Annotated in this window: 14 protein-coding genes; 13 read left to right on the top strand and 1 reads right to left on the bottom strand. The window is 60.0% G+C overall.

What is annotated here, in order from left to right; all coding sequences use genetic code 11:
* The first annotated feature begins 54 nt into the window (after nucleotides 1–54).
* The 13 genes from C100_RS43735 (at nucleotide 55) to C100_RS43680 (ending at nucleotide 20,728) form a co-directional block, all read left to right on the top strand.
* Nucleotides 55–621: a DUF305 domain-containing protein gene (locus C100_RS43735; RefSeq protein WP_024021482.1), complete on the top strand. Its 567-nt coding sequence runs from the start codon at nucleotides 55–57 to the stop codon at nucleotides 619–621.
* A 369-nt stretch (nucleotides 622–990) separates the two neighbouring features.
* Complete coding sequence (locus C100_RS43730; RefSeq protein ID WP_024021481.1) at nucleotides 991–1,569, top strand: type IV toxin-antitoxin system AbiEi family antitoxin domain-containing protein; 579 nt, start codon at nucleotides 991–993, stop codon at nucleotides 1,567–1,569.
* Nucleotides 1,570–1,734: 165 nt separating this feature from the next.
* Nucleotides 1,735–2,112 carry a helix-turn-helix domain-containing protein gene (locus C100_RS48040; RefSeq protein WP_080622530.1) on the top strand — a complete coding sequence of 126 codons (378 nt, stop codon included), beginning with the start codon at nucleotides 1,735–1,737 and terminating at the stop codon, nucleotides 2,110–2,112.
* Nucleotides 2,112–3,344, top strand: coding sequence for a type II toxin-antitoxin system HipA family toxin (locus tag C100_RS43725; RefSeq protein ID WP_024021479.1), 1,233 nt, complete (start codon nucleotides 2,112–2,114; stop codon nucleotides 3,342–3,344). The genes C100_RS48040 and C100_RS43725 overlap by 1 nt, the downstream gene beginning before the upstream one ends.
* A 496-nt stretch (nucleotides 3,345–3,840) precedes the next feature.
* Complete coding sequence (locus tag C100_RS43720) at nucleotides 3,841–5,157, top strand: cysteine desulfurase family protein (protein WP_084625500.1); 1,317 nt, start codon at nucleotides 3,841–3,843, stop codon at nucleotides 5,155–5,157.
* On the top strand, nucleotides 5,154–6,062 hold the full coding sequence (locus C100_RS43715; protein WP_024021477.1) for a DUF4007 family protein: 909 nt from the start codon (nucleotides 5,154–5,156) through the stop codon (nucleotides 6,060–6,062). Before C100_RS43720 ends, C100_RS43715 begins: the two co-directional genes overlap by 4 nt.
* Nucleotides 6,059–9,229, top strand: coding sequence for a hypothetical protein (locus C100_RS43710; RefSeq protein WP_052028375.1), 3,171 nt, complete (start codon nucleotides 6,059–6,061; stop codon nucleotides 9,227–9,229). Before C100_RS43715 ends, C100_RS43710 begins: the two co-directional genes overlap by 4 nt.
* On the top strand, nucleotides 9,226–10,050 hold the full coding sequence (locus C100_RS43705; RefSeq protein WP_024021475.1) for a phosphoadenosine phosphosulfate reductase family protein: 825 nt from the start codon (nucleotides 9,226–9,228) through the stop codon (nucleotides 10,048–10,050). Before C100_RS43710 ends, C100_RS43705 begins: the two co-directional genes overlap by 4 nt.
* Nucleotides 10,047–11,897, top strand: coding sequence for a hypothetical protein (locus tag C100_RS43700; protein WP_052028374.1), 1,851 nt, complete (start codon nucleotides 10,047–10,049; stop codon nucleotides 11,895–11,897). Before C100_RS43705 ends, C100_RS43700 begins: the two co-directional genes overlap by 4 nt.
* Nucleotides 11,897–13,534 carry a hypothetical protein gene (locus C100_RS43695; protein ID WP_024021473.1) on the top strand — a complete coding sequence of 546 codons (1,638 nt, stop codon included), beginning with the start codon at nucleotides 11,897–11,899 and terminating at the stop codon, nucleotides 13,532–13,534. The genes C100_RS43700 and C100_RS43695 overlap by 1 nt, the downstream gene beginning before the upstream one ends.
* The gene (locus tag C100_RS43690) at nucleotides 13,521–18,860 is read left to right on the top strand and encodes an FtsK/SpoIIIE domain-containing protein (protein WP_024021472.1); all 5,340 of its coding nucleotides are present in this window, start codon (nucleotides 13,521–13,523) and stop codon (nucleotides 18,858–18,860) included. Before C100_RS43695 ends, C100_RS43690 begins: the two co-directional genes overlap by 14 nt.
* Nucleotides 18,861–19,328 carry a hypothetical protein gene (locus tag C100_RS48700; RefSeq protein WP_024021471.1) on the top strand — a complete coding sequence of 156 codons (468 nt, stop codon included), beginning with the start codon at nucleotides 18,861–18,863 and terminating at the stop codon, nucleotides 19,326–19,328.
* Complete coding sequence (locus tag C100_RS43680) at nucleotides 19,325–20,728, top strand: DNA phosphorothioation-associated putative methyltransferase (RefSeq protein ID WP_161633936.1); 1,404 nt, start codon at nucleotides 19,325–19,327, stop codon at nucleotides 20,726–20,728. Before C100_RS48700 ends, C100_RS43680 begins: the two co-directional genes overlap by 4 nt.
* A 540-nt stretch (nucleotides 20,729–21,268) precedes the next feature.
* On the opposite strand, the gene C100_RS43675 is transcribed toward C100_RS43680, so the two are convergent.
* On the bottom strand, nucleotides 21,269–22,099 hold the full coding sequence (locus C100_RS43675) for an IclR family transcriptional regulator (protein WP_235219133.1): 831 nt from the start codon (nucleotides 22,097–22,099) through the stop codon (nucleotides 21,269–21,271).
* Nucleotides 22,100–22,106: the final 7 nt, after the last annotated feature.

Below are 22,106 nucleotides of genomic sequence, written 5' to 3'. Positions count from 1 at the left end.
TGACGACGACCGTCACTAGGATCACAGAGACAGAAAAAACAGCAGGAGAGCATTATGGAGCGTGAGATGTCCGGACACGAGACCATGAAAATGGGATGGAGCCGCTTCTTTGCGATGATCGCCGTTTCGACACTCGTGATGTTCCCGCTGATGTACCAGCTCGTCTACAGCGCCGACCATGCGACGTTCAGCCTGACCCGGCTCGTCTCGTCGGTCGTCATGGGCTGCGTGATGGCGGTCATCATGCTCGCCTTCATGTGGAAGATGTACGAGGGCCAGGCGATAAAGCTTGCAGTGTTGATCGGTGCGATCGTGGTCGGAGTCATCACGCTGGCGATCAATCGGCAGCAGATGCTGATCGGCGACGTGGATTTTATGAAGTCGATGATCCCGCACCATTCGATTGCGATCAACAACGCCCGGAAGGCTGACATCCGCGACCCGCGGGTGCGTGAGCTAGCTGACGGCATTATCAGAGCCCAGGTGAAGGAAATCGCCGAGATGAAGCTCCTGATCGCCGATATCGAGAAGAACGGCACTCGCGGCACCACCTCACTGCCGCCCCGCACGGCCGAACTGACGCAGGATATGCAGCCGGAAATCGACGCGGCGGTCAAATGAACTGAGAGAGCGCTCATCGCTCGACCGCGAACCACTTGATTGAAGGGGATAGGTGTCGAGCAGGCTGAACGGTTTTCGCACACCCTGGGGGCAGCCGCCCCGCAGAAGGGGTCGGTCGAGACCAAGGCTCGGACGCAGGGGAAGGCTTTCCCCTCCCGGTGCGGATGTACAAGGTGACCCGGTGAGCAGTCGTCGCTGTTGGCTCAGGGGTCCGTTTGAGGCGAACGCGTTTCGTAGAGCGGCAGCCTCTTCTACCTGGCACCTTTCTTCATCCACGCAGAATGATACAATTCCTCGGATAAGAGTTCCTTTGCTCCGAGTTTTCGTATCGTGCCATCATCCATGTCTCAACGCCAGATAGCCCATAGCGTGCTGACCGCGCGCGGAATTTCGCGCCTGGCAGAGCTGCGCGAGGCGGGCGTAACAGCCGCCACCATGAGCCGCATGGAACGCGACGGCGAGGTGCATCGACTCGCGCGCGGACTTTATCAACTTTCCGACGCGCCCCTCGACGTTCACCACAGTCTCGCAGAGACGGCCAAACGGGTTCCCAGGGGCGTCGTTTGCCTCGTTTCTGCCCTGGCGTTCCACGGGCTGACCGATCAGCTGCCAAGGAAAGTTTGGCTCGCCGTGGGTCAGAAGGACTGGTCCCCGAAACCCGAAGGCACGCCCATTCGGCTGGTGCGTTTCACAGATCGTCTCCTGACGGAGGGGGTTGAGACCCACCCTGTCGAGAGGGTGCCCGTGAAGGTTTTCGGCGTCGCAAAGACGATCGCCGATTGCTTCCGATATCGGAACAAGATTGGCCTGTCGGTGGCGATCGAAGGCCTGCAGGAAGCGCTGCGCGAGCGCAAGACCACGCCAAGCGAGATTGCCAGCCAGGCCGAGCGAGGATTGGTCGCCACGGTCATTCGGCCCTATCTCGAGGCACTGACCGCCAATGGCTAAGGAAATCGAGAATATCGGCGCATCAGTTCGCGCCCCGCCTGTCGCAGATCGCCAAAACGAGGCGATGGTGATCTTGGAGGCACCGACTGAAATTCTTGACCTTGGAGATAATTAGTCATATATGATCAGTTTATCAGCGTTTTGCATCATATATGGATGATTGAGATGGGTTCTCCCAAGGCGAAGCCAGCACTGGAACGGCTGGGCCAGGATATCCGCAATGCGCGGCTGCGGCGTGGTATTGCCGTGGCGGATCTCGCCGTGCGTGCGGGAACCTCGCCAAGTTCCATCGCCCGCCTTGAACGGGGTGATCCGGGCGTTGCCATCGGAACGCTTGCCGACGTTCTCGTTGTGCTGGGCCTTCTGGAGCGGCTCGCTGACCTGGTCGATATCCGCAAGGACGATCTGGGGCTGGCGCTGGCAGCGGAGCACGGACCGCGCAGGGGCCGCTCCTTCGCGGCAAGGCTGAAAAGGCAGAAGGCTCAGACGGAGGAGACGCAGGATCGGCAGGACGTTGTGGACCCTGACGGGGCTTCCTTCTGATGGCCGATTTCGTCGCCCATGTCGCGCTTGGCGAAGGCCGGACATCGGTGGGCCAGTTGCGTTTCACCCATGCCGGGTCGCGTCAATTCTCGACCTTCGCCTATGGCGCCGAATGGATCGAGAATCCGCGTGCCTTCGCCATACAGCCCGATTTCCCTCTCGAGGCCGGCCCATTTCACACCTCGGGGCAGCCCGGCAACATGCGCGACGCTTTGGCGGGCGTTTTCGCCGATGCGGCTCCGGACAGTTGGGGACGAAGGCTGCTCGAACGCGCCTACGGCAATGGTCTCAACGAATTCGAGTATCTGACGCTTTCCGACGATGCCTGCCGGCAAGGTGCATTGCGCTTTCTGGATGAAAAGGGCGAGGTCATTCGCGGCAAGGCAGCGGACGCCATCCCGCGTCTGGTCGATCTCGAAACCATCACGGCGATCGCGCGCGCCTATGAGCAAGGCAAGGAAATGTCGCCCGAGGATATGCAGGCGCTCGCCGGCGCCGGCGGCTCCGGCGGCGCTCGTCCCAAAGCCAATGTCAGGGACGGCGATGCGCTGTGGCTGGCGAAGTTCACCTCGGTCCACGATCAACAGCCGATCGAGCGCGTCGAGGTCGCGACCCTCCGCCTGGCGGCAGCCTGCGGTATCCGCACGCCCGAGACACGGTTGGAACTGGCCGACACGCCGTTCCCGGTCGCGCTGATCCAGCGGTTCGACCGGCGTGGGGCCGCACGGATTCCCTACATCTCCGCGCGCACCGCACTCGGCAAGACGGGGGTGGAGCTGGGCTCCTATACGGAGATCGTCGATTTCATGCGGGCTTATTCACCCGATCCTTCCGACGATTTCCGTGAACTCTATCGGCGTCTGATCTTCACGATCCTCGTGTCCAACAAGGATGATCATCTCAAGAACCACGGCTTCCTCTATGTGGGGGCGGGTCAGTGGCGCTTGTCGCCGGTATTCGACGTGAATCCGGCACCGGACCGCAACCCGCATCTTGAGACGGCGATCCTCGAGGGCGGGGCTCATGATCGGTCGATCAATCTTGCCCTGGAAGCCTGTGAATTTTTCGAGATTGCCGAGACCGAGGCACGGGATATCATCCGGACAATGGCGCAGCGCATTTCAGACGGATGGCGGGAAGCCTTCAGACAGGTTGGCGTTTCTGGCGCGCTGGCGCGCGATTATGAGGCCGCTTTCGATACCGCTGAGATGGAAACGGCGCACAGAATTTAAGTCATATTTGGCAGATAAAGAATATTTATTCATCATATATGTTATTTTAAGATATAGCCCCCCATCAATTGTGCTCTCCGCTTCGTCAGACGAAACCGAGAGCCATCAAGCCGGTTTGGTCGTTGAGTGAAGCTGGACGAACCTTGCTGCGATGCTCACGAAGCTTTCCGAATAAAGCCCCCCAGCGCGATTGTCGTGGTGCAATTGTGTAAAGCGTGGTGCTCATCTTCATCGGGCGTGACCGCCAGTGCGCCACACGCCGCCGTCTAACGATGCTTTCTCCTTTTGAATCGGCGCCGCGCTCGCGCCGGAATGACGCTTCGGTGGACGGTCCGGAACGGTAGGTTGTGAAAAGCGACCCGGGGACAGCTGACGTTAGAAGTCGCTATCCCAGGAAGCAGCTACGCGAACGTCGCGGGCCGGTTATTTACTCCGAGCCGAAAACTATGGGCCATCTGGGCGATCAAGCAGCATACTTGTTGCAACGGACGCCGTCATGGATGGAACAAAAAAGACACATGCGCTAATGTGGAAAAATTCAGGCGATCGCGACAGCTTGCTTTGCCTAATGGCATTTGTCTCATATACTGTTTTGAGTCATAAATTTCCGATGCGGGTTGAAATGTTTGAATTGAATACGAAAGATAATTCCTGCGTCGATCACAGTAATCGCGTGATCAATATTGACGCGAATGCTAATACAACAACGACTGGCGTAGTCATCGAGGCAGTGACCGCGGCGCTGCGGGAGGCGGGGAACCCGTCCAGCACTCACCATGGAGGTGCGATAGCACGCGGGATCGTCACTGATGCTTGCGATGCCGTAAGCTCGCTGGTCAATGGATCGTCTGACGAGACGGTGACCTTCACATCTGGATGCACTGAAGCCAACAACACGGTTCTGCATGCGGCCGTCACGATGGGTGCCACGCTGGTGACGACTGAAGTCGAGCATCCATCGGTGCTGGCGACAGCGCGCGCGCTTTCCAGCCAGGGCGTCAGTGTCTCGGTGATCGGCGTTGACGCCGATGGAGTGATTCGTCTCGACGATCTGGAGACGACCTTGGCGTGTGTGGACAGACCAGTTGTTCTATCCATCCAGTCGGCGAATAGCGAAACGGGGGTGATGCAGCCCATTGCAGCGATCGCCGACCTTCTGGAAGGCCGTACGGGCATTCTATTTCATTCAGATGCAGCGCAAGCCTTCGGCAAGATTTCGGTCGGGGTGGGGCGCGGAGCCCCCGATGTTGTGTCAATATCCGGGCATAAACTTCACGCTCCAATGGGTATTGGCGCGATAATCACTAAGATGGGAGAAGACCGCATTGGTCCGCTGGTCCACGGTGGAGATCAGCAGCGCGGTCGACGCGCAGGCACCGAACCCGTCGCATTGATCGCTGGCCTATCCGCAGCGTGTTCAGCGCGGGCTTCCACCTTTCTCGTGGATGTAAATCGCATGCGGAAGCTGCGCGACCGATTGGAGCAGCAGCTAGTCGAACGGGTCCCGAACGCTAGGGTGAACGGCGCGAAGGCCGAGCGCCTGCCGAATACGAGCAGCGTTACATTCACCGGCATTGACGGTATGGCTATGGTCGCGCAACTCGATGCCGAGGGCATCATGGTCTCGCAGGGATCCGCCTGCTCGAGTATGAGGCCGACCCCTTCACATGTCCTGCTAGCGATGGGAATGACCGAAGCGGAGGCGTTCTCCACAATCCGCTTCGCCGTGTCGCCCCTCAACACCATTGAGGAGATCGACACCGTGGTCGCCACAATAGCACGTCTCACCCGCACGATGAGTATGTTCGAATGAGCAATCTGATCCGCTTCCAATATGGTGGCCACGCCACCTTCCCGGTGAGATATGGCTGGCTGCCCAAGGGAGCATCACGCTTGAGGGACGAAGGGTCTTTCGTAGCGAACGCTGTGACCGCCGACGATCTGGGCCTTGGGTCTAAGATGGTAGACTCGCTTGGCTACTGGCTCGACATGACTGGGATTGGTGCCCCCCGGGAAGGAAGGCGGAGCGCCATCGAACCCAGCCCCCTTAATGCATTGATCCTGGAACATGACCCGTATTTCGAGCTGCCCGGAACGTGGTGGTTCCTGCATCTTGCCCTCGCACGCCGGGAAGGTACCGTGTGGTCGTGGTTTTTCAACGACCACACGGACCGGATCTTCGACCGCGTAGCGTGCACCGACGCATTCCTGCAGTTCACACGCAGCCACGCCATTCGCCCCGCTACCCCCGGTGCGGCGCAGCGCGAGATCGCGTGTCTCGTCGGCTCGTATGCCGCCCGCCCCGGCGTGGATGTGGTCGATCCTGCCGACGTTGGCGCCTGCCCGCTACGCGAGCTTGGCCTCATCATTCGCCACGACGCTGTCAATCGTTTTGAACGTACGCGCAATCCCCACGCCGTTCCGGTTGAGGCATTTTTGGCGAGCGCCTCTATCCTCAGCGGAGACTTAGACAAATCGGCCTTGTCGCTGCGCGAGCTCGCTTCGGTTCGGGGCGGCCCGGGCCGCATATTGTGCATGGGTTTTGATGCTATCGAGGAGATGGTTGGAAAAATCGGAGGGGAACGATGGTCCGGCAGAGTCGGGGTCGAGACGTCCGCAGGCGAACGGCATCTAGTCGTCTCCCCGCGCGATCCCGACGCATGGCTCGCCGAGCTCTACGCGCGCGTCAAGAGCCGGGCGACGAGGACTGCGGCATGATCCGCGACGACTTCTTCCGGTCGATGAGCCTTGTCGAGGATCTCAGTCAGCCCGAGCGGTTCGCACACTATCGACCTACACAACGCGCAACGGCTGTCCTATCCGCAGTCTTGACACAAGGCGCTGCGACCATGGTCATCGCCCCTTACGGGAGTGGAAAGAGCCTAGCTGCCGGCGTCGCCGCACTCGCCGTGCGTAACGAGACCTCAGACAGCGCCGTCGTTAGCGGATTGCTTCGCGCGTTCGAGGAACTGGACATAAGCCTGCACGGCATACTGGCCGAGCGGCTCGAAGCGGAGCGCCGCGGTCTCGTCATCACTCTATCGGGTCATGTCACGGATCCACTCGCGGCTATAGCCGAGGGACTCGGGATGGCATCCAAGCCGCAGACCGTGGACGGCTTCGGAAAAGCCATGCGAAGCGGCGGATGGGACCACGTGGCGATCATCTGGGACGAGTTCGGTCGGCATCTCGAAGGAATCGTTGGTAGCGGCCGACCGGACGAGCTCGATACGCTGCAGCGGCTCGCCGAGCGTGTGGCCCGCGCGAGCGGGCCGACAATGAGCCTGACCTTGCTGCTCCACCAGAACCTGCTGTCCTATGCTTCCAGGCTCAACGAGACGACCCGCAGTGAGTGGCGTAAAGTCGAGGGTCGTTTCGCCGTCGTTCGCATGATCGAGGATAGCCAAGAAATATACCGGCTGATCGGACAGGTGGTCGCCGATCTGCGTCCCAGCCAGCCCAAAGGCAAGGTAACGGCCGAGACCATCGATCGAGCTCGGGAAGCGCGGTGGTTCGACGGAATGTCGGACGAGGCGGTGATCGCCGAGACAATAAGCGACGCGCGGCCATTGACGGCAGGAGCTCTGCAGATCCTACCTATCCTCGCTGCACGGGTTGGACAGCACGAGCGCAGTCTGTTCAGCTTTCTTCGCGAGACGGACCTGTCGTCGACAGTGGGCGTCGAGCAAATCTACACTGCATTCTCCGATGCGCTGCGCGGCGACGTTGGCATCGGTGGCGCATACCGGCGCTGGGTTGAAACCGAGAGCGCGCGTTCACGCGCATCAGACGAGCTCCAGCGTGAAGCTCTCGCCGCGGCCTGTCTGCTCCAGCTCGGCACCAGCGGTGAGCGGCGTCGCCTTCCGCGCGACGTCCTAGAGTTGGCCGTCTTGCGACCGGGAGTTAAGCCGGCCGCCGTTACCTGCGCCGTATCCGCACTCATAGACGCAAAGCTGCTCCTCTGGCGTCGCAACAACGACGACGTCGCGGTTTGGCACGGAGCGGATATTGACGTCGCCATCAGGGTGCGGGAGGAGCGGGAAAAGCAGGCCTACGGGTTCGACCTGAAGCAGTTCCTCGACGATCGCTTCCCAGCGCCCAGCCTGCGCGCGCCCGGACACAACGCGCGTCACGGGGTCAACCGCTTCTTCGACGGCGCATATGTCGAGCCAGGGGCGATCACAACCTCGCAGCGATCGGGTGATGGTTGCCACATCGAATACGTACTCGCCCGCAGCGTGTCCGACATTGAGGCGGCAACCGTGGCCGCGGGTGATGATATCAAAGTCGGGCGCATCCTTGTAATTCCCGTGCTTCCCGTCGACGTCGAAAGCGCTGCGGTCGAGATCATGGCCCTAGAGGCACTGCGGGAGGACCGGGAGTTCATTGCCAGCGACCCGATGGTCACGACCGAGTTGGACGAACTGCAGTCGGTCGCCTTCGAGCACCTCGCCACCCTCCTGCGCTCGCTGCTCGATCCGAGGGCTTCGGCGGCAATCTGGTGGTCCGAGGGCAAACAGCTCGACGTGTCCGGGGACCGCCCCGGTTCGATCGCAGCTTCGTCGCTGCTAGACCGCTGGTATCGTCTGACCCCACGCATCGCCAACGAACAGCTTATGCGCGACGTCGCTTCACGAACGATGCAGACCGCTCGTGTTCGCGTGGTCGGCGCAATTCTCGAGCATGCCGAGCGGGAAGGACTCGGCTACGCGGCCGACGACAAGGGAGCTGAGGCGTCTATCTACCGCACTGTCCTTGAGCGCACCGGATTGCACCGGTTCGACGGCATCGGTTGGGGCTTCGCGCATCTGGAAGAAATCAGCGACGAGGGCCTATCCGCAGTGTGGACCGAGATCGCCGTGTTCCTTCGCGAGCCGACAGACTCTCGTGGCAAGCCCCTATCCGCCCTGGTAAAGCGGCTTGCTGCGCCTAACTACGGCGTGCCGCGCGCGGTGATGCCGCTCATCATCGCGGCAGGCTACCGCGCCTTCGCGCGCGCCGTCGCGCTCTACATCGATGGTATCTACCTTCCCGACGTGCTGGGCTTCCAGTTCGACCAACTCGTCATGAACTCGGACGCCGTCGCGATTAGAGTCGAAGCGACCGACCTGAAGGTTATCAACTATCTGCGTGAGCTGTCCTACGCCTTTACCCACGAACAGCCCGGCGCCGAGGACGAACTTATCCGGGCGGCGTACGACGCCATCGGCCAATGGCGGGCGGGCGTGCCGGAGGGCTCGCGGCGGACGCAGAAGCTGGACGCGCCCGCCAAGGCACTTCTGCGGGCGATCGATGCCGGTGGAGATCCGGTCGAAATGATCTTCCACCATATCCCTGCAGCGTTTGGCGCCGCGAAGGGCGACATGACGATCATCCCGAAGGTCGAACGTGCGCGTAAATGCATCGACGGACTATCGGAACAGTATGCCACCGAAGCCATGTCTGTTCTGGCCGAAGCCTTTCGCATCGAAGGTGGCGGCGATGACCTTTTGTCAGCGGTGAAGAATTGGGCCGCCTGCTTTGATAGTCGCGCGATGGAACAGCGCGCAGATCTTCGCATCAGCGACAAGGCCGTCTTGCGCAAGGCTGTCGAGACGGCGAACGAGCGCTTCTCGCCGAAATCGTTCGCGACCGCCTTGAGTTCGATCCTGCTGCAGTGTGGGCTGGACAAGTGGGATGATCGCACGGCGCCGCAGTTCCGCGCCGCGCTCCGCGAAGCGCGGGAGCGGATCGAGACTGCCGCCATCGACACGTCAAATCCGCAGAACGAATTGAGGCCGATCATCGAGGCGCGGCTTTCAGATCTCACCAATCTGCTTGCACAAATGGATGATCTACCTGCACATTCCGGACCAGGTATCAGAAAAAACGGGGGGCGAGCATGACTGCAACTGTTGCTCACATCGACGACGCATTGGCCGATGATCAGGCTCGGCACATCGTTCCGGTGTCCGGCGGGAAGGACTCATCTGCGCTCGCTGTCTATCTGCGTCAGCGCAACCCCGAGATTCGGTTCGAATACGTGTTCTCGGACACTGGCGTTGAACTGCCCGAAACCTACGACTATCTCGACCGTCTTGAAAACGTGCTCGGAATCGAGATCAATCGGGTTTCGGCCCTCGACCTGTTTGACGTCGCCGAAAAGCCGGGTCGAACCGCTTTCGACATCGCACTCTACGAGCATTTTGCAGGATTCCTCCCTAGCCCGCGCGCGCGGTGGTGCACACGCATCATGAAGATTGCGCCATTCGAAAAGTTCGTCGGAACGGACAGGGCCTATTCTTACATAGGCATCAGGGCGGACGAAAACCGCTCTGGTTATTTGGGCAGCGGCACCGCGGGAGCGAAACCCGTCGTGATCTCCGAACGCCCGAACATCACACCTGTCTATCCCTATCGCGACGACGGTATTGACCTCGCCGAGGTCGGCCGCATCCTCGACAGCGCGGGCCTGGGCCTCCCGGAATACTATGAGTGGCGCAGCCGTTCGGGCTGCTACTTCTGCTTCTATCAGCAGATCGGCGAGTGGCAGGGGCTCAAGGAGAAGCATCCCGAACTCTACGAAAAGTCGAAGGCATACGAGACGATGAAGCGGGGGCGGAAATATACCTGGGTGGACGGCCGATCATTGGATGACGTCGAGCGCATGCCCCGGAGAGCGGTATCAGCGAAGTCAGAGGACGGCTGCGCAGTGTGCCACCTGTGACGGGGGCTCAGGACCGCAATAGGCTGATCGACTTCCTCGCCACCTACGGGCCTGTGGCAGCCTCGGACAGTCTTTGCGACGAAAATGTCCGGCAGGCGGAGCGAGATTATGGCATTGCTAGCATCAGCACGGAAGCACCCCGTCTCAATGACATCGAATCCGAGTTGTCCGGTGTCGGTCGAAACGTGATCCTCACCGGAACCGCCGGCGACGGCAAGACCTTTCACATCCGACGCTATCTGCAGGACCACTATCCCGACGCATTGAGCAGTTGGCCCGGGCTGGAGGGCGTCCTCAAGATCGCGCGCTCCGATGGACGCGAGCTGCGCGTCATCCGTGATCTCAGTGAAATCTCCGATAGCGAGAAGCTCGCCGAACTACAGAGCTTCGCAGGGGCCCTTCTTGGAGAGAACACCGACGCTCTCTATCTGGTCGCCGCCAATGACGGCCAGCTACTGAAATACTTCCGGGACGCGGTGCACGTTGGTGGCCCTGAGGCGACAGGTTACCAAAACCTCCACGAATGCCTGACCGAGATGCTCCGAAGCGAGCGCGAGGCAGACGACACTCTGTCGCTACGGCTAATGAACCTCAGCAGGACCTGGAGCAGCGAGACCGTCGATGCGATATTCGATGCGGTGCTCGACCATCCCGACTGGGATGGCGCATGCACTGGCTGCGCGGGAACGACGGGGGAGAATCCTTGCCCGATCCGGCTCAACCGGTCGCTGCTGATGCCGAGCGACAGCATGCCGTCCTTGTTCCGTAGCCGCCTTCGAGAATCGCTTCGTCTGGCGGCAGCGAACGATCAGCACGTGCCTATCCGGCAGCTGCTCACTCTCGTCGTGAACATTATTCTCGGGGATTCGAAGAACGCGGATCGTCCGCTGCTCGACTGTGCCACCGCAAAGCGGCGGGCGGCGTCCAATGACTACGGCAGCACGAACCCCTATAACAACGCGATGGGGCGTAACCTTCGGGATGACCGTCGGCGTGCGAACCGCGTTTTTGGCATCTTCGAGGTGCTAGGTATCGGCTTCGAGACTAACAATTTGATCGACGCAATGCTCGTCCAACGTGAACCCAAGACGCTGTATGACGAGCTTTTCGACCAGGAGCCGACTTATGGAACGAGGCTGTTTGATCCGCTCAGGCGCGACTATCTCGGCGGAGGCGGAGGCGACAGCGCGATCAAGAACTTTCGACGCGGGCTTGAGGCGCAACGCCGACGAGCGTTCTTCCTGCTGCCCGACCACCCAGACGTTGAGGCAGCGACGCCCTGGCGACTAACCATCTTCCATCATGGTGGAGAATACCTGCGACTGCTCAATGCTCTGAACGGCAGCGCTAGCCGAGACGTCACGGACCCTTTTACTCGCCAACTGGTGCGTGGTCTCAACCGGGCGCTCACGGGCATGATGGCGACGGACGACAATCATCTGTGGCTGTCCGGAACCATCGGCAAGACTGACGATCCGTCAGGGCGCGTAGCCACAGTCGACGCGGTCGATCGGACATCCTCCACCAATCTTTCCGTAAAACTGTCGAAGGATTCGGTGACCCGCCGACCTGCATTGGGGGTTGCAGTCCCCAAGATGTGGGGGCAGTCGAAGATGCCGCAGTTGGATCTGCGCCCTCTTCTCTTTGAATATCTGATGCGCGTGGCTAACGGGAGTCTTCCAGCGAGCTTCTCACGCCAATGTCATCAGGAAATCCGGCATTACGCACTAGTCGCGATTGCGGCCATACGGTCGATGCATTCGGATGACGAGCCAGGGCCGGAGGTGGTGCGAATGCTATCGCTAGGCGCCCAAGGTGAGGTCCAAGCCAGCAGGATCGAAATCTGATGACGAAAAGCCGAAACCAGCATCTGCAGTTAACGGCGGGTGCCGTCCGCGTGCCGGAGACGCAGAACCTCTCCAGCGTGAAGCTCTGGTGCGAATACGCTATCTGGGGGCTGCTCTTCCACGATGATCAGTCCCCTTGGCTCACCGTCGTCGAGGCGCTTCAGATATGCTTTCATCGCAAGTCGGAGGGTGAAGCCGTGTTCACTGCGGTTTCACCGGCCGATTCGGGCGAACATGAAGTCATCACCTATCGGCTTCGGCTCAACAACGGCTTGCGGCACATGCTCTTCCGCGACCGTGAGGTCATTCGGATAGCCAACGGACAATCCGTCGACGACAAAGCTCGTTGGCAGGCATGGCTTGATACGCTGAGCCGCGATTACGCTGGTCTCGAGCTTGGTTTCCTTCAAAACGAATTCGACACATTCGGCGAGATGGCGAGATCGGTCGAACTGCTGCGAACCGCCGAGATCGAGGCACAGTCGGCAAAACGATGGACGTCGCGCCACATCCTTCCGCTCGGCCCCGACATGTTGTTCGCCGACGTTAACGACAAGAATTCGCTCGACCGCAAGTTCATGCGCCGCACCGGAGAGATGCTTTATCTGATGCTGAACCGATCGGCGTCGCGGGAAGAGCTAGGCAAACTCGTGCAGGAGCGTCTGCTCGACGCGAGCAGCCCCTGGAACCGTCTCGCTCGACGGCTTGGCGGAGCGAATACCGCCTCGGTGAGCGACGCGCATATCGGTTATCTTCCGATGCCGAATTCGTCCGTCTACGACCGCCTCGCCGTGGACTGGCTGTCGCTTCTGACGCTCCAGAACATCCCAGTCGAGAACCTGCTCGACCCCTTGGAGCGCGTCAGCGGCCTGATGCAGATCCTCTACATCCTGGAACGCGCCCAAGACATCATCGGCGATGATGTCGCGATTCCCCCGTTCTTCCTCGACGTGCTCGGAGCGCCCGGCAACAACCCGATCCGCAAGCTTTCCGCCAACCAATTCAAGCGCCACCGCTCCATGCCAGTCGAGGCCATCGGAGCGTTCATCGACGCATTCGCCTCATCGGATGAATGGCGGGCGGTTCTGGACAGCGCGGCTGGAGGAAAGGAGGCGATGGATCTCATCGCAGCGCGTTTCCTCTGGAAACCGAGCTGGTCGCCGAATCCCGACCGGACGCCAGATCCAGAGGAGCAGCTGACCGAATTGCGGACGCAGGCACAGAACAGCAAGGGCCATTCGATCACTTCGACCTTCTCGAACCACGCCAAGCATATCGGAATGCTGCGCGCACAACGCAGCTCGGGAACCTGGTACGCGCCGAGCGACGCATTTCTCGAAGCATTGGTGCTGGCGAACGTGACCATGCCGATGGAGTTCGGTGACTTCCTGAATCGACTGATGACGAGATACAGGATCGTCATCGGACCTGAGGAGGTCCGCGCCGCCTTCAACGTCAAGTCGAGTGCACTGCCCGCACCGCTTGCGGACTTGAAGGAGAACGAACGCAGACTGGAAGATCGCCTGCGCGTGCTGGGATTCCTCGACAGGAAGTCGGACGATTGCGCGTTCGTGATCAACCCCTTCCACGGCACCCAAACCGCAAACAACGGAGCACCGCAGCTTGTCGACGCTTGAACTCATCGGCCAGGTCGCGGCGCACCGGCTCGCCGAAATTCGTGACACATCGAACGGCCGAGCCTTCTATTGCATCATCGGCCTCCGCGCCGACGTCACCAGCGCCATCGCAAAAGCGGTTGCAAAGGATGCCGTCGCGAACGGCGGAGGCGTCGAGGTGTTCATACATCCCCGACTGGTCGTCGGCGACGTGTCTCCTGCGATAATTGCGGACCAGACGGCCCCGTGGCACCGGAACCACGCCACCCCAGGCGTCAAGTTGACCGTATGCACCGTGCCACCCGACATGGTGAAGGCGACGGAGCCGACGCTCGCACACAACTCCAAGATCGACGAGGCCTGGCTGTTGCAAAAGCCTTCTGTCTGGTCGGCGCAGGCGCTCAAGCGGAGCTCGGACGACATTCGTGACAAATTCACGAACGTCCTCGGGGGTATGCTGGAGGCGCATGTCGCCCATGACGCGGAAACCGTCGGCGAATTCGCCTCGAGCTTTGTCTACAATCTGATCGACAAGGGAATGGCGCCTGAAAACGCGGTCCGCGCGGCGCTCCCTGCGCTACGTTTGCCAAGGGATAGTGGAGATCCTCGGCTGAAGATCACCGAGTCCGTAGACACAGCTTCCCGCTTCTTCCGCAAGATCGTCGAAGAAGCCCAGCCCGCGATCTATCTGCGAACTAAGGACGGCGATCCTCTCAACCGGGGCGAACTTCGCCAGCGCCTTGCCGACATGAAGTCCGATGGCGCACTCACCGATGATGTGCACGACATGCTGAGCGACCTGGTCGCCGACCGTGGTGTGCATGACGGTCAATGGACGTCCAGTCAGCAAGCTGTCGCCGAACTCGGATGGGATTGTATCGAACCATTTTTTAGCGAGGCGAAGCGGAAGCCGAAGCAGCCGTTCGGCAGCGAGACGAAGTCTTTCTTCGAGCGGCAGTATCCGGACACCCTGACTCCCGCGGAGGACGAACTACTCGCCGACCTCGCGAAGGATAACCTCAAGCCATCCGAACAGGTCGACGATTTTTTTACCAAGCACCGGGCGCGAATCCAGACGGACCCCAAGCTCTATAAGCGCTGGGAACGAATGGTGTTCCGCGCACCGATTGACGTCCAAGATTTCGGGGAAGGCCTTCTGCGCCTGGCTCACAGGGCATTTCCGCAAACGGACGAATACGAGGGAGATGGTGGGGAACGTGTGCTCTTCGTTAGGCTCCGGAACGCCGAAAAGATGGATTTCTGGGCCTCGGAAAAGAATACGCGCATTCTGCGATATCTCCGGGACCGTTACCGCGGTTTGCCGGAACTCCTCGCACCTCACACCGTCCTCGACTTCGGTCGCTGTTGGGAAGGCGAATGGGAGCAGAGCGTCAAGGAGGAAAATACGAGCGGTGGCAAGGCCGCAACGGAATTCGAATTCGAGGCGTATCTGGTAACCCCCGAGGAACTAGAAGCCCTTAGGAAAAGCCGGTCGAGCAAGCCCCACGCCAATCGGGCGCAGATGACGTGGAAGCCGAAGCCAGAAGCGCTCGGCCTGTCGCTTTCGATAGATCTGCGCCAAATTCGCAAGCAGGATTCGATACAGCCAACCTTCCTCATCTCAGGTCGCATCCATCATAATCGAGCGAGTCGGAATGCCGCACCGAGCGTGGTGGATCTCGCACAGCGCAGCACGGTGTTGGATGCGTTCCAACAAAGCGAGGGCCTGCTCGCCAATCCCGGGCGTGACGAGAACCGGATCGACATCACTTGGCCGCAGTCGCTAGCCGCCATCATCGATAGCGGTGTGATCACAGCAGCCGAAGGACAGGAACTCGGTTCCGCTTACGACGCCTTCACTACCTCCTATGGCGCAGCGATCGAAGCACTCCTTCGTGGCAGCGGAGTAGGCGCCGAGGAGCTTCTGATCCAAGCCGAGGTCTACGGCGACCTGCTTCGCAGTGTCATGACGATAGCCCCCCAGGAACTGTGCATCCGAGATCTACTCGCCCCTCTGGCGCGCATCGGTCTCATCTTGATCGACGGGGACACTCCCTCCGCGATACTGACCCCTTGGCACCCGCTGCGGCTCGCCGAGATCGGGGCGAAAGCACGCCAATTGGCGAGTGCAATCACTGACGTTGTCACTAGCAATCAAGAGCAGCGCAGTGGGGTTGAGGACTTTGTCGAGGACCGCATTGCCACCCTCGGCGGGACGTATTACGGCGATGTCGCCGTGCTTCCTGGCCTCGACGCACAACTCGTAGCTGAGACTCAGGCTGTGATGGATTACAGCCTCCTCGAACCACTGTCCGGCCGATCCCAACACGGCGTCACTAACGAGCCCACGGACGCGGCCATCAAGGCCTTCGACCGTGTCGCGAATGAGTATCTGAAGCTGCGGCCGCATGAGCGCGCCAACTTCTCGGTCGTCATTCTCAATGCGGATTCGGAGAATCTCCCACTGGCAATGGCGAATGGCTTGTCACGTCGCGTCGAGGACGACAGCGAAATCAGGTGCGAACTGGTGGTCACCGACGACGATCCAATCCGGCTTCGGCAGGTTTACGAAAGGCAGAACCGCCGCATAAGCCACGAGATCGATACGAGCCTTGCCAGCGAGGCCGCCCGCAACTTCCTATCACGTCTGCGCGTAGGTATCTTCAGCCCGGAAACTCTGGCTCAGGAAACCCAGAAGGCCAACGATGTTGTCCTTTTACAGGACGTGATCGCTCGCAGCAGCAATGTGCGATGGACTAAGGGGTTTGATGACGGGTCCAGCGAAGACTTTGCCACGTTCGTCCCTACCGCTCGGTCGAAGCGTCGCCCGTTCCGGAAAGGCAACACCACATCTGCGCTCTATTTGACGGCCCCGCGGCAGCCATTGGCAGGCCGTATCTACGTCGACGCGCTCCGCACGATCATGATGCGGGACGTAGCGACGAATCCCGAACCTTGGCTCCCCGTTCAGGAAGTCGAATTTAAGGCAGGCGAAGTCAGTCAGATCCTCGGCAAGGCGCACCGCCTCGGAAACTGGGTCATGACGTTCGATCGCGTCGCGGATCGGCGGTTGATCGCCACCGACCAACGTCGCATCATCCGATACTTTAGCGTGCCGGGATCGACGCACAACGTGATCGTCTCGACTGAGATAACCGAGGGCGACCTCGGCGACTGCATCGATGCGGACGTTGGCATTTTGCTCCAAGGCATCGGTGCCGACGACCTTTCGGCTTTGCGCCATCAGCTGTTCACCCGCGCGGCTCAGCTCTCTGGCGGCGTTGTCATGCGCGGTGCACAATGGACGAACTACGCGCACGAACTCCTTGGCCTCGTCCTGTCGCAACGCGAGCTGGACCGCCTGCTCAAGGTTGATCGCGAGAACCGCACCGCATGGTTCTTCCTCGACGACTATCGCGATTGGCTCGATTTGACCGGTGAAATGGCAGACATCCTCGCCATTGACTTCGCAGTCGGTGCGAACGGACCGGAAATCCGTATTGTGGTTGCCGAGGCGAAATATGTCGGACAGGACGGTATCTCCGATCAGCGTAAGCGTTCCGCAGGGCAGCTTGAGTCCACCTGGACGGCGTTCAACCAACGCCTGCTAGGGGGATCTGCCAATCTCGACCCCGCGATCTGGCGGCATCGCCTCGCGGACATGGTTCTCGAGCACATGGACCCGTTCGATCAGGTCGGGGGAATCACCCAGGATCGGTGGCTCGAAGGGCTGCGAGACGGCTCCTTTCCCATATCTGTCGACGGGCACTCGATAGTATTCAGCCATGAACTCGACACGGTCTTCGAGAAGATGCCTCATCTACCTGACGAGGCCAAGGTTATCGCCGAACGGCGACGTCTCGCGCAGTGGGTGTTCTCACGCGCTGACACCGCCAAGGCTCTGCGGGGCCTGGCTGATGACGCGCAACTCGGGATAGTCCACGTGCCCTCCGGTTGGCCTCAGTCGACGTCCTTCGACGAGGCGATAGAAGGAAAACAGCCCGAAGCACCGCAACGCAGTGGTGGCAGGGACGTTGACAGTCCCCGGGATGACACGCCTCCACCACGTGATCTCCAGCCGAACGGGCCAGTGTCTGATGACAGAGCTACGCTGCTGGCGGAAGACGCCGTTGACGACAACCCAATGGAGCCCAACGGTCCCTGGAGTCAGCAGGTTAACTCCGTGCTTCATCGCCTCAGAAACGCAGGCGATGAAGCTGAGGGCAATTCCTGGCTAGCGGCGCAGATCGACGCACTCCGTGCCGCACTGCAGGGCGAGGGCATGGACGCTCCGGTACTGGGGCAGCGGCTCACGCCGAACACTGGCCTCGTCTATGTGGGTGGACGCACCCTGACCGTGGCTTGGCTGGAGAGAAAACGAACCGACCTGTTGACCCGCTACGGCCTCGATATCGTGCGGATATCCCCTATGCCCGGCCAGATCGCGATCGGACTTCGCCGACCCGCGCGTGCTATCCTGCATCTTGCCGATGCTTGGCTGAAGCGCGCATCTGACCCGGTCGAAGGGCAGCAGACCTCGCCGCTTCTGGGCGAGAAGGAAGACGACGGAAGCTTGTGCTACCTGCCCCTTGCCAGCGGCTATCTCTCGCAGGAACGGGCCGCGCCCCACAGTCTTGTCTCGGGGACGACCGGGAGCGGCAAAGGTATCCTTGTCACTAACCTCATACTCGACCTCTGCGCCCTCAACAGTCCTGATGAACTGGAAATGCATCTGATCGACCCTAAGCGCGGAGTAGACTATGCTTGGGCGCGACGCCTTCCGCATTTGAGGGGCGGGATCATAGATGAGCAGGACGAGGCCCTGGCACTCCTCGAGCGCTTGGTCGCAGATATGGATCGGCGATATGACGAGATCAGCCGCGAGAACTGCCGCAACGTTGATCAATATAATCGGAAAATGCCGCTTGGACGGAGGATGCCTCGCATCGTCATCTTCTTTGATGAGGTTGCCAACTGGATGCAGGATGACGAGTTCAAGAAAGTCGTCGATGGCCTGATCAATAAGATCGCCACCAAGTCGCGCGCGGCAGGCTTCCACCTATTCATGGTCTACCAGCGGGCCGACAACCAGGTGATGACGATGCAGTTGAGAACAAACCTGGGCAACAAGCTGATCCTGCGCCTTGGCGACGAAGGCAGTTCCCGAATCGCTCTCGGGGAAGTGGGAGCAGACCGTCTGCTTGGGAAGGGACACCTGATCGCTAAGCTGGACACCGATGACAAGATTTATCTGCAGGTTCCGTTCATCGGGGATGATGAGGTGGAGGAACTGGCCGACGCGGTGATCCAGTCGTGGCTGGAGGTGAGACAGGAAGCGGGAGAATAGATGTCTGCCGGGAAACTCGTCCGCGGGGCGCTCTATGTACATCGTACGGCGATCACGGAACTAGCTCCAGAGGCGCGCGCACTGGTCGAGAAGGCGACAGCTATGTCGGGAACCGTGGGCTGGAACGTCGCACGGCTTCAGGGCGATGTCGTCGGCTTGCTCGAATACGAGGACTTCGATAGCGCGGCGTTCCCACGGCTTATCAGTTCGACAAGGCTGAACCTCTCAACTGGCGAAATCAAGAGCTCAGACTTCAGTCGATCCGACAACCCCCTAATTCTTCACCGCAAGGAACAGCTCGTGAGCAATCGGGACCCGAGGGGGGCGAGATGGGCAGAGACGACGAAGCGGTTGGTGGAAATGGGCCTCTTCAAAAACAGCCACCTGATCGGACGGCAGAGACCCTGGACCGAGCGACTCGCAGCCGCAGGTCTGCTGGTGGTAGGCGACGAAGTCAGGGCTTCATGAGTGTAGACGTCCAGCGTCATCGCACGGCGATGGTCCGCCATACCCTTTCCCAACCAATGTCCTTGGCCGTGAGGCATAGACTGGTCCATGCGGGCGTCACCGTCTTCGATTATGGATGCGGTCACGGCGACGATTTGCGCGCACTCATTGCCGCTGGGGTCGATGCCAATGGATGGGATCCGCACTTCGCGGCAGACCAGGAGCGGCGCGAGGCAGACGTCGTCAACATTGGTTTCGTCCTGAACGTAATCGAGAATCCGTTCGAAAGGATGGATGCGCTCGCTGCGGCGTGGAGTCTCGCGCGGCGCGTGCTCATCGTCTCGGTGATGGTGGTCGGGGCGGTTCCTGTGGATGGATTGAAACCCTTTGGCGACGGATACCTTACGGCTAGAGGGACATTCCAGAAATACTTCCAACAGACTGAACTCAAGGCGCTGCTGAGCCAAGTCGTCGACGTTGAACCAGTCGCGCTAGCACCTGGGATCTTCGCGCTATTCCGTTCACCCGAGGAGGAGCAAGATTTCCTCCTGGAGCGCCGACGCGGACGCAGGGCCTCGACGAGCGCATACCGCAGCAACCGACCAGTCAGATCAAAGCCGACTCGGCCGAATCTTGAGGAACGGATTGCTCCCGTCATCGATGCGATGGCAGCGTTCGCCACCCAACGCGGACGAATGCCCCACCCCGACGAGGTGCCGTCGGAGCTCCATGATCTTCTCGTAAGGGAACGAGTGTCGTTTGCACGCGCACTTGATACTACCAGAGGTGGCGGGATCAGCGATGACCTTCTTGCTCAGGCGGAAGCACAGTGTCGCGAGGATTTGTTGGTCCACCAGGCGCTGAACATCCTTAACCGATCACGTTCAGCCGCCCGGCTCGGTCCGTCAATGGTTCGCGATATCCGCCACCACTTCGGCAGTCAGCAGCAGTTCGCTGAGCAGGCACTGGAGTATCTCCACGGTCTTGCTGACCAGAGCCGCACGGTCAACGCGGCACTCCGGGCAGCCGAAAGCGGGCTTGGAGCGATTGACGAAGACGGCCGTCTCATCATCGACAACGGACGCGTTCTCGAACTCGACGGCATACTCCGATGCTACATAGGTTGCGCCACGTATCTTTCGGGCGAGATCGACCAGGAACACATCGTTCGTCTAGATCCGCTGAGGCGCAGGGTGACGCTGTTCGCCTTGTCTGGCAAGCGGACTCCTTTTCCCGAAACCAATACGTCGGTCACCATCGATCTGAAGCGGCAGGATGTAAGCGTGCGAAACGATCGCCGCGTATTGGTGCGCAAGGCGGATGTATTCGGCATGGCGGCACGATCGCGCCAGCGATCGCGCGAAGTGGAAAGGCGAGTGCGAGAGGGCATTGACGAAGCGAAGGTTCTCGTAAGACTCTGAGACAGACGGAACGAGGGGTAAGGACGGATGTCCGCAGCACACGGATGTCCATTTCTGACGGGTTAACAGGCTTCACGGACGACAGTTTTGTCGGCGGCGCACGCCGTCAGCTAGATACGCTACTGCGGAAAGACGCGTTCGCAGATCTTGCGGCCGATCCCTGCTAGCAAGGAGTTGGTCGGGCCTTCAGGGATCATCGCAGCGATATAGGATCGAGGTGGGTGTATTGATTTCGCCGATTTTGACGGTACTTTATCGGGAGCAAAAGATTCGAGGTCTGAGGTCTACGCCTCACCGCGAAACGGTCGATAGATACCGATAGTTCACAGAATTTTTTCTGCGCTAAAATTGCCAAAAAATCCCGCAAAATCAAAAGGATCGGTTTTTGACGGCCTGTGCCTCGGCGCTGACGGCCAAAGAAAAGATTTTCTGCAATAAAATCAATCGCTTATTGTAGAGAAAATATTAGAGTGGGAATGAGGTTATATATGGCTGTGGGAGAAAGGGGCTGCGATCACATTCTGCTGTGCCTGTGAGGCCTCAGTGGTACTGATCCTGCTGCCGTGAACCTCCCAGCAACTCGGTAATCTCGCTTGCCGCCGCACTCAATATGGGTTTGCAGGACGCTATGTCCAATTTTTGCGAACCGTCGATCAGTTCGAGAAAGGGGATGGTGAGCGCCGCCGCAATCTTTCCATCGAAGCCGAATATCGGAAAGCTGAGATCAGTGACACCGCGCGTAATGAAACTTTTGCGCTGCTCATAGCCGCGTTTCCTTATGGTGCCGAACTTCTTTTCCAGATCCTCCAGCTGCGACTGGCCGCTCCCCGACTGCCGCGCCTGGTTAATGACATTCTCCCGCAAATCCTGCGGCAGATAAGTGAGGAGCACGGCGCCCGAGCAACTGGTCATCAAATTGACCTCCGCGCCCAGCCGTAAGGAGAATCCCCGTGTTCCAGGGTTCTGCTCGCGCGCGATGACCAGGCCCGCCCCTTCATTGATGACGACCAGATGGCAGGACTGGCCGGTTTCAATGACGAGCTTGCGCATCGTTGGGGTCGCGGCGGCAACCAGATCCTGCGCCGGAGTCGCACGAAAGGCCAATTCCAGCAGCTTGTAGGCTACCGAATATCTGTCATCCTTGGGCGATTTGCGAAGATAGCCCAGCTTTTCAAGCACGATGACGATCCGAAAAATCTCGCCGACCGATCTGTTCATCAGAACGGCCATTTCGCTGATCAAGACGCCACCTGGCCTTTCGGCCAGCAAAGAAATAATTTCAAAGGCTTTTTCGACAGCCGGCGCGGCATAGCTCGCCTTCGGGCCACTTCGCATCACATCTCCTCGGCCAAAAACTGGTTTCAGGAGCAATGATGTG

Origin of the sequence: Sphingobium sp. C100 (assembly GCF_000508185.1) — a bacterium.
Classification (GTDB): Bacteria; Pseudomonadota; Alphaproteobacteria; order Sphingomonadales; family Sphingomonadaceae; genus Sphingobium.
The sequence above is the reverse complement of the archived record's forward strand: the minus strand, read 5'-3'. Positions and strand labels throughout refer to the sequence as shown.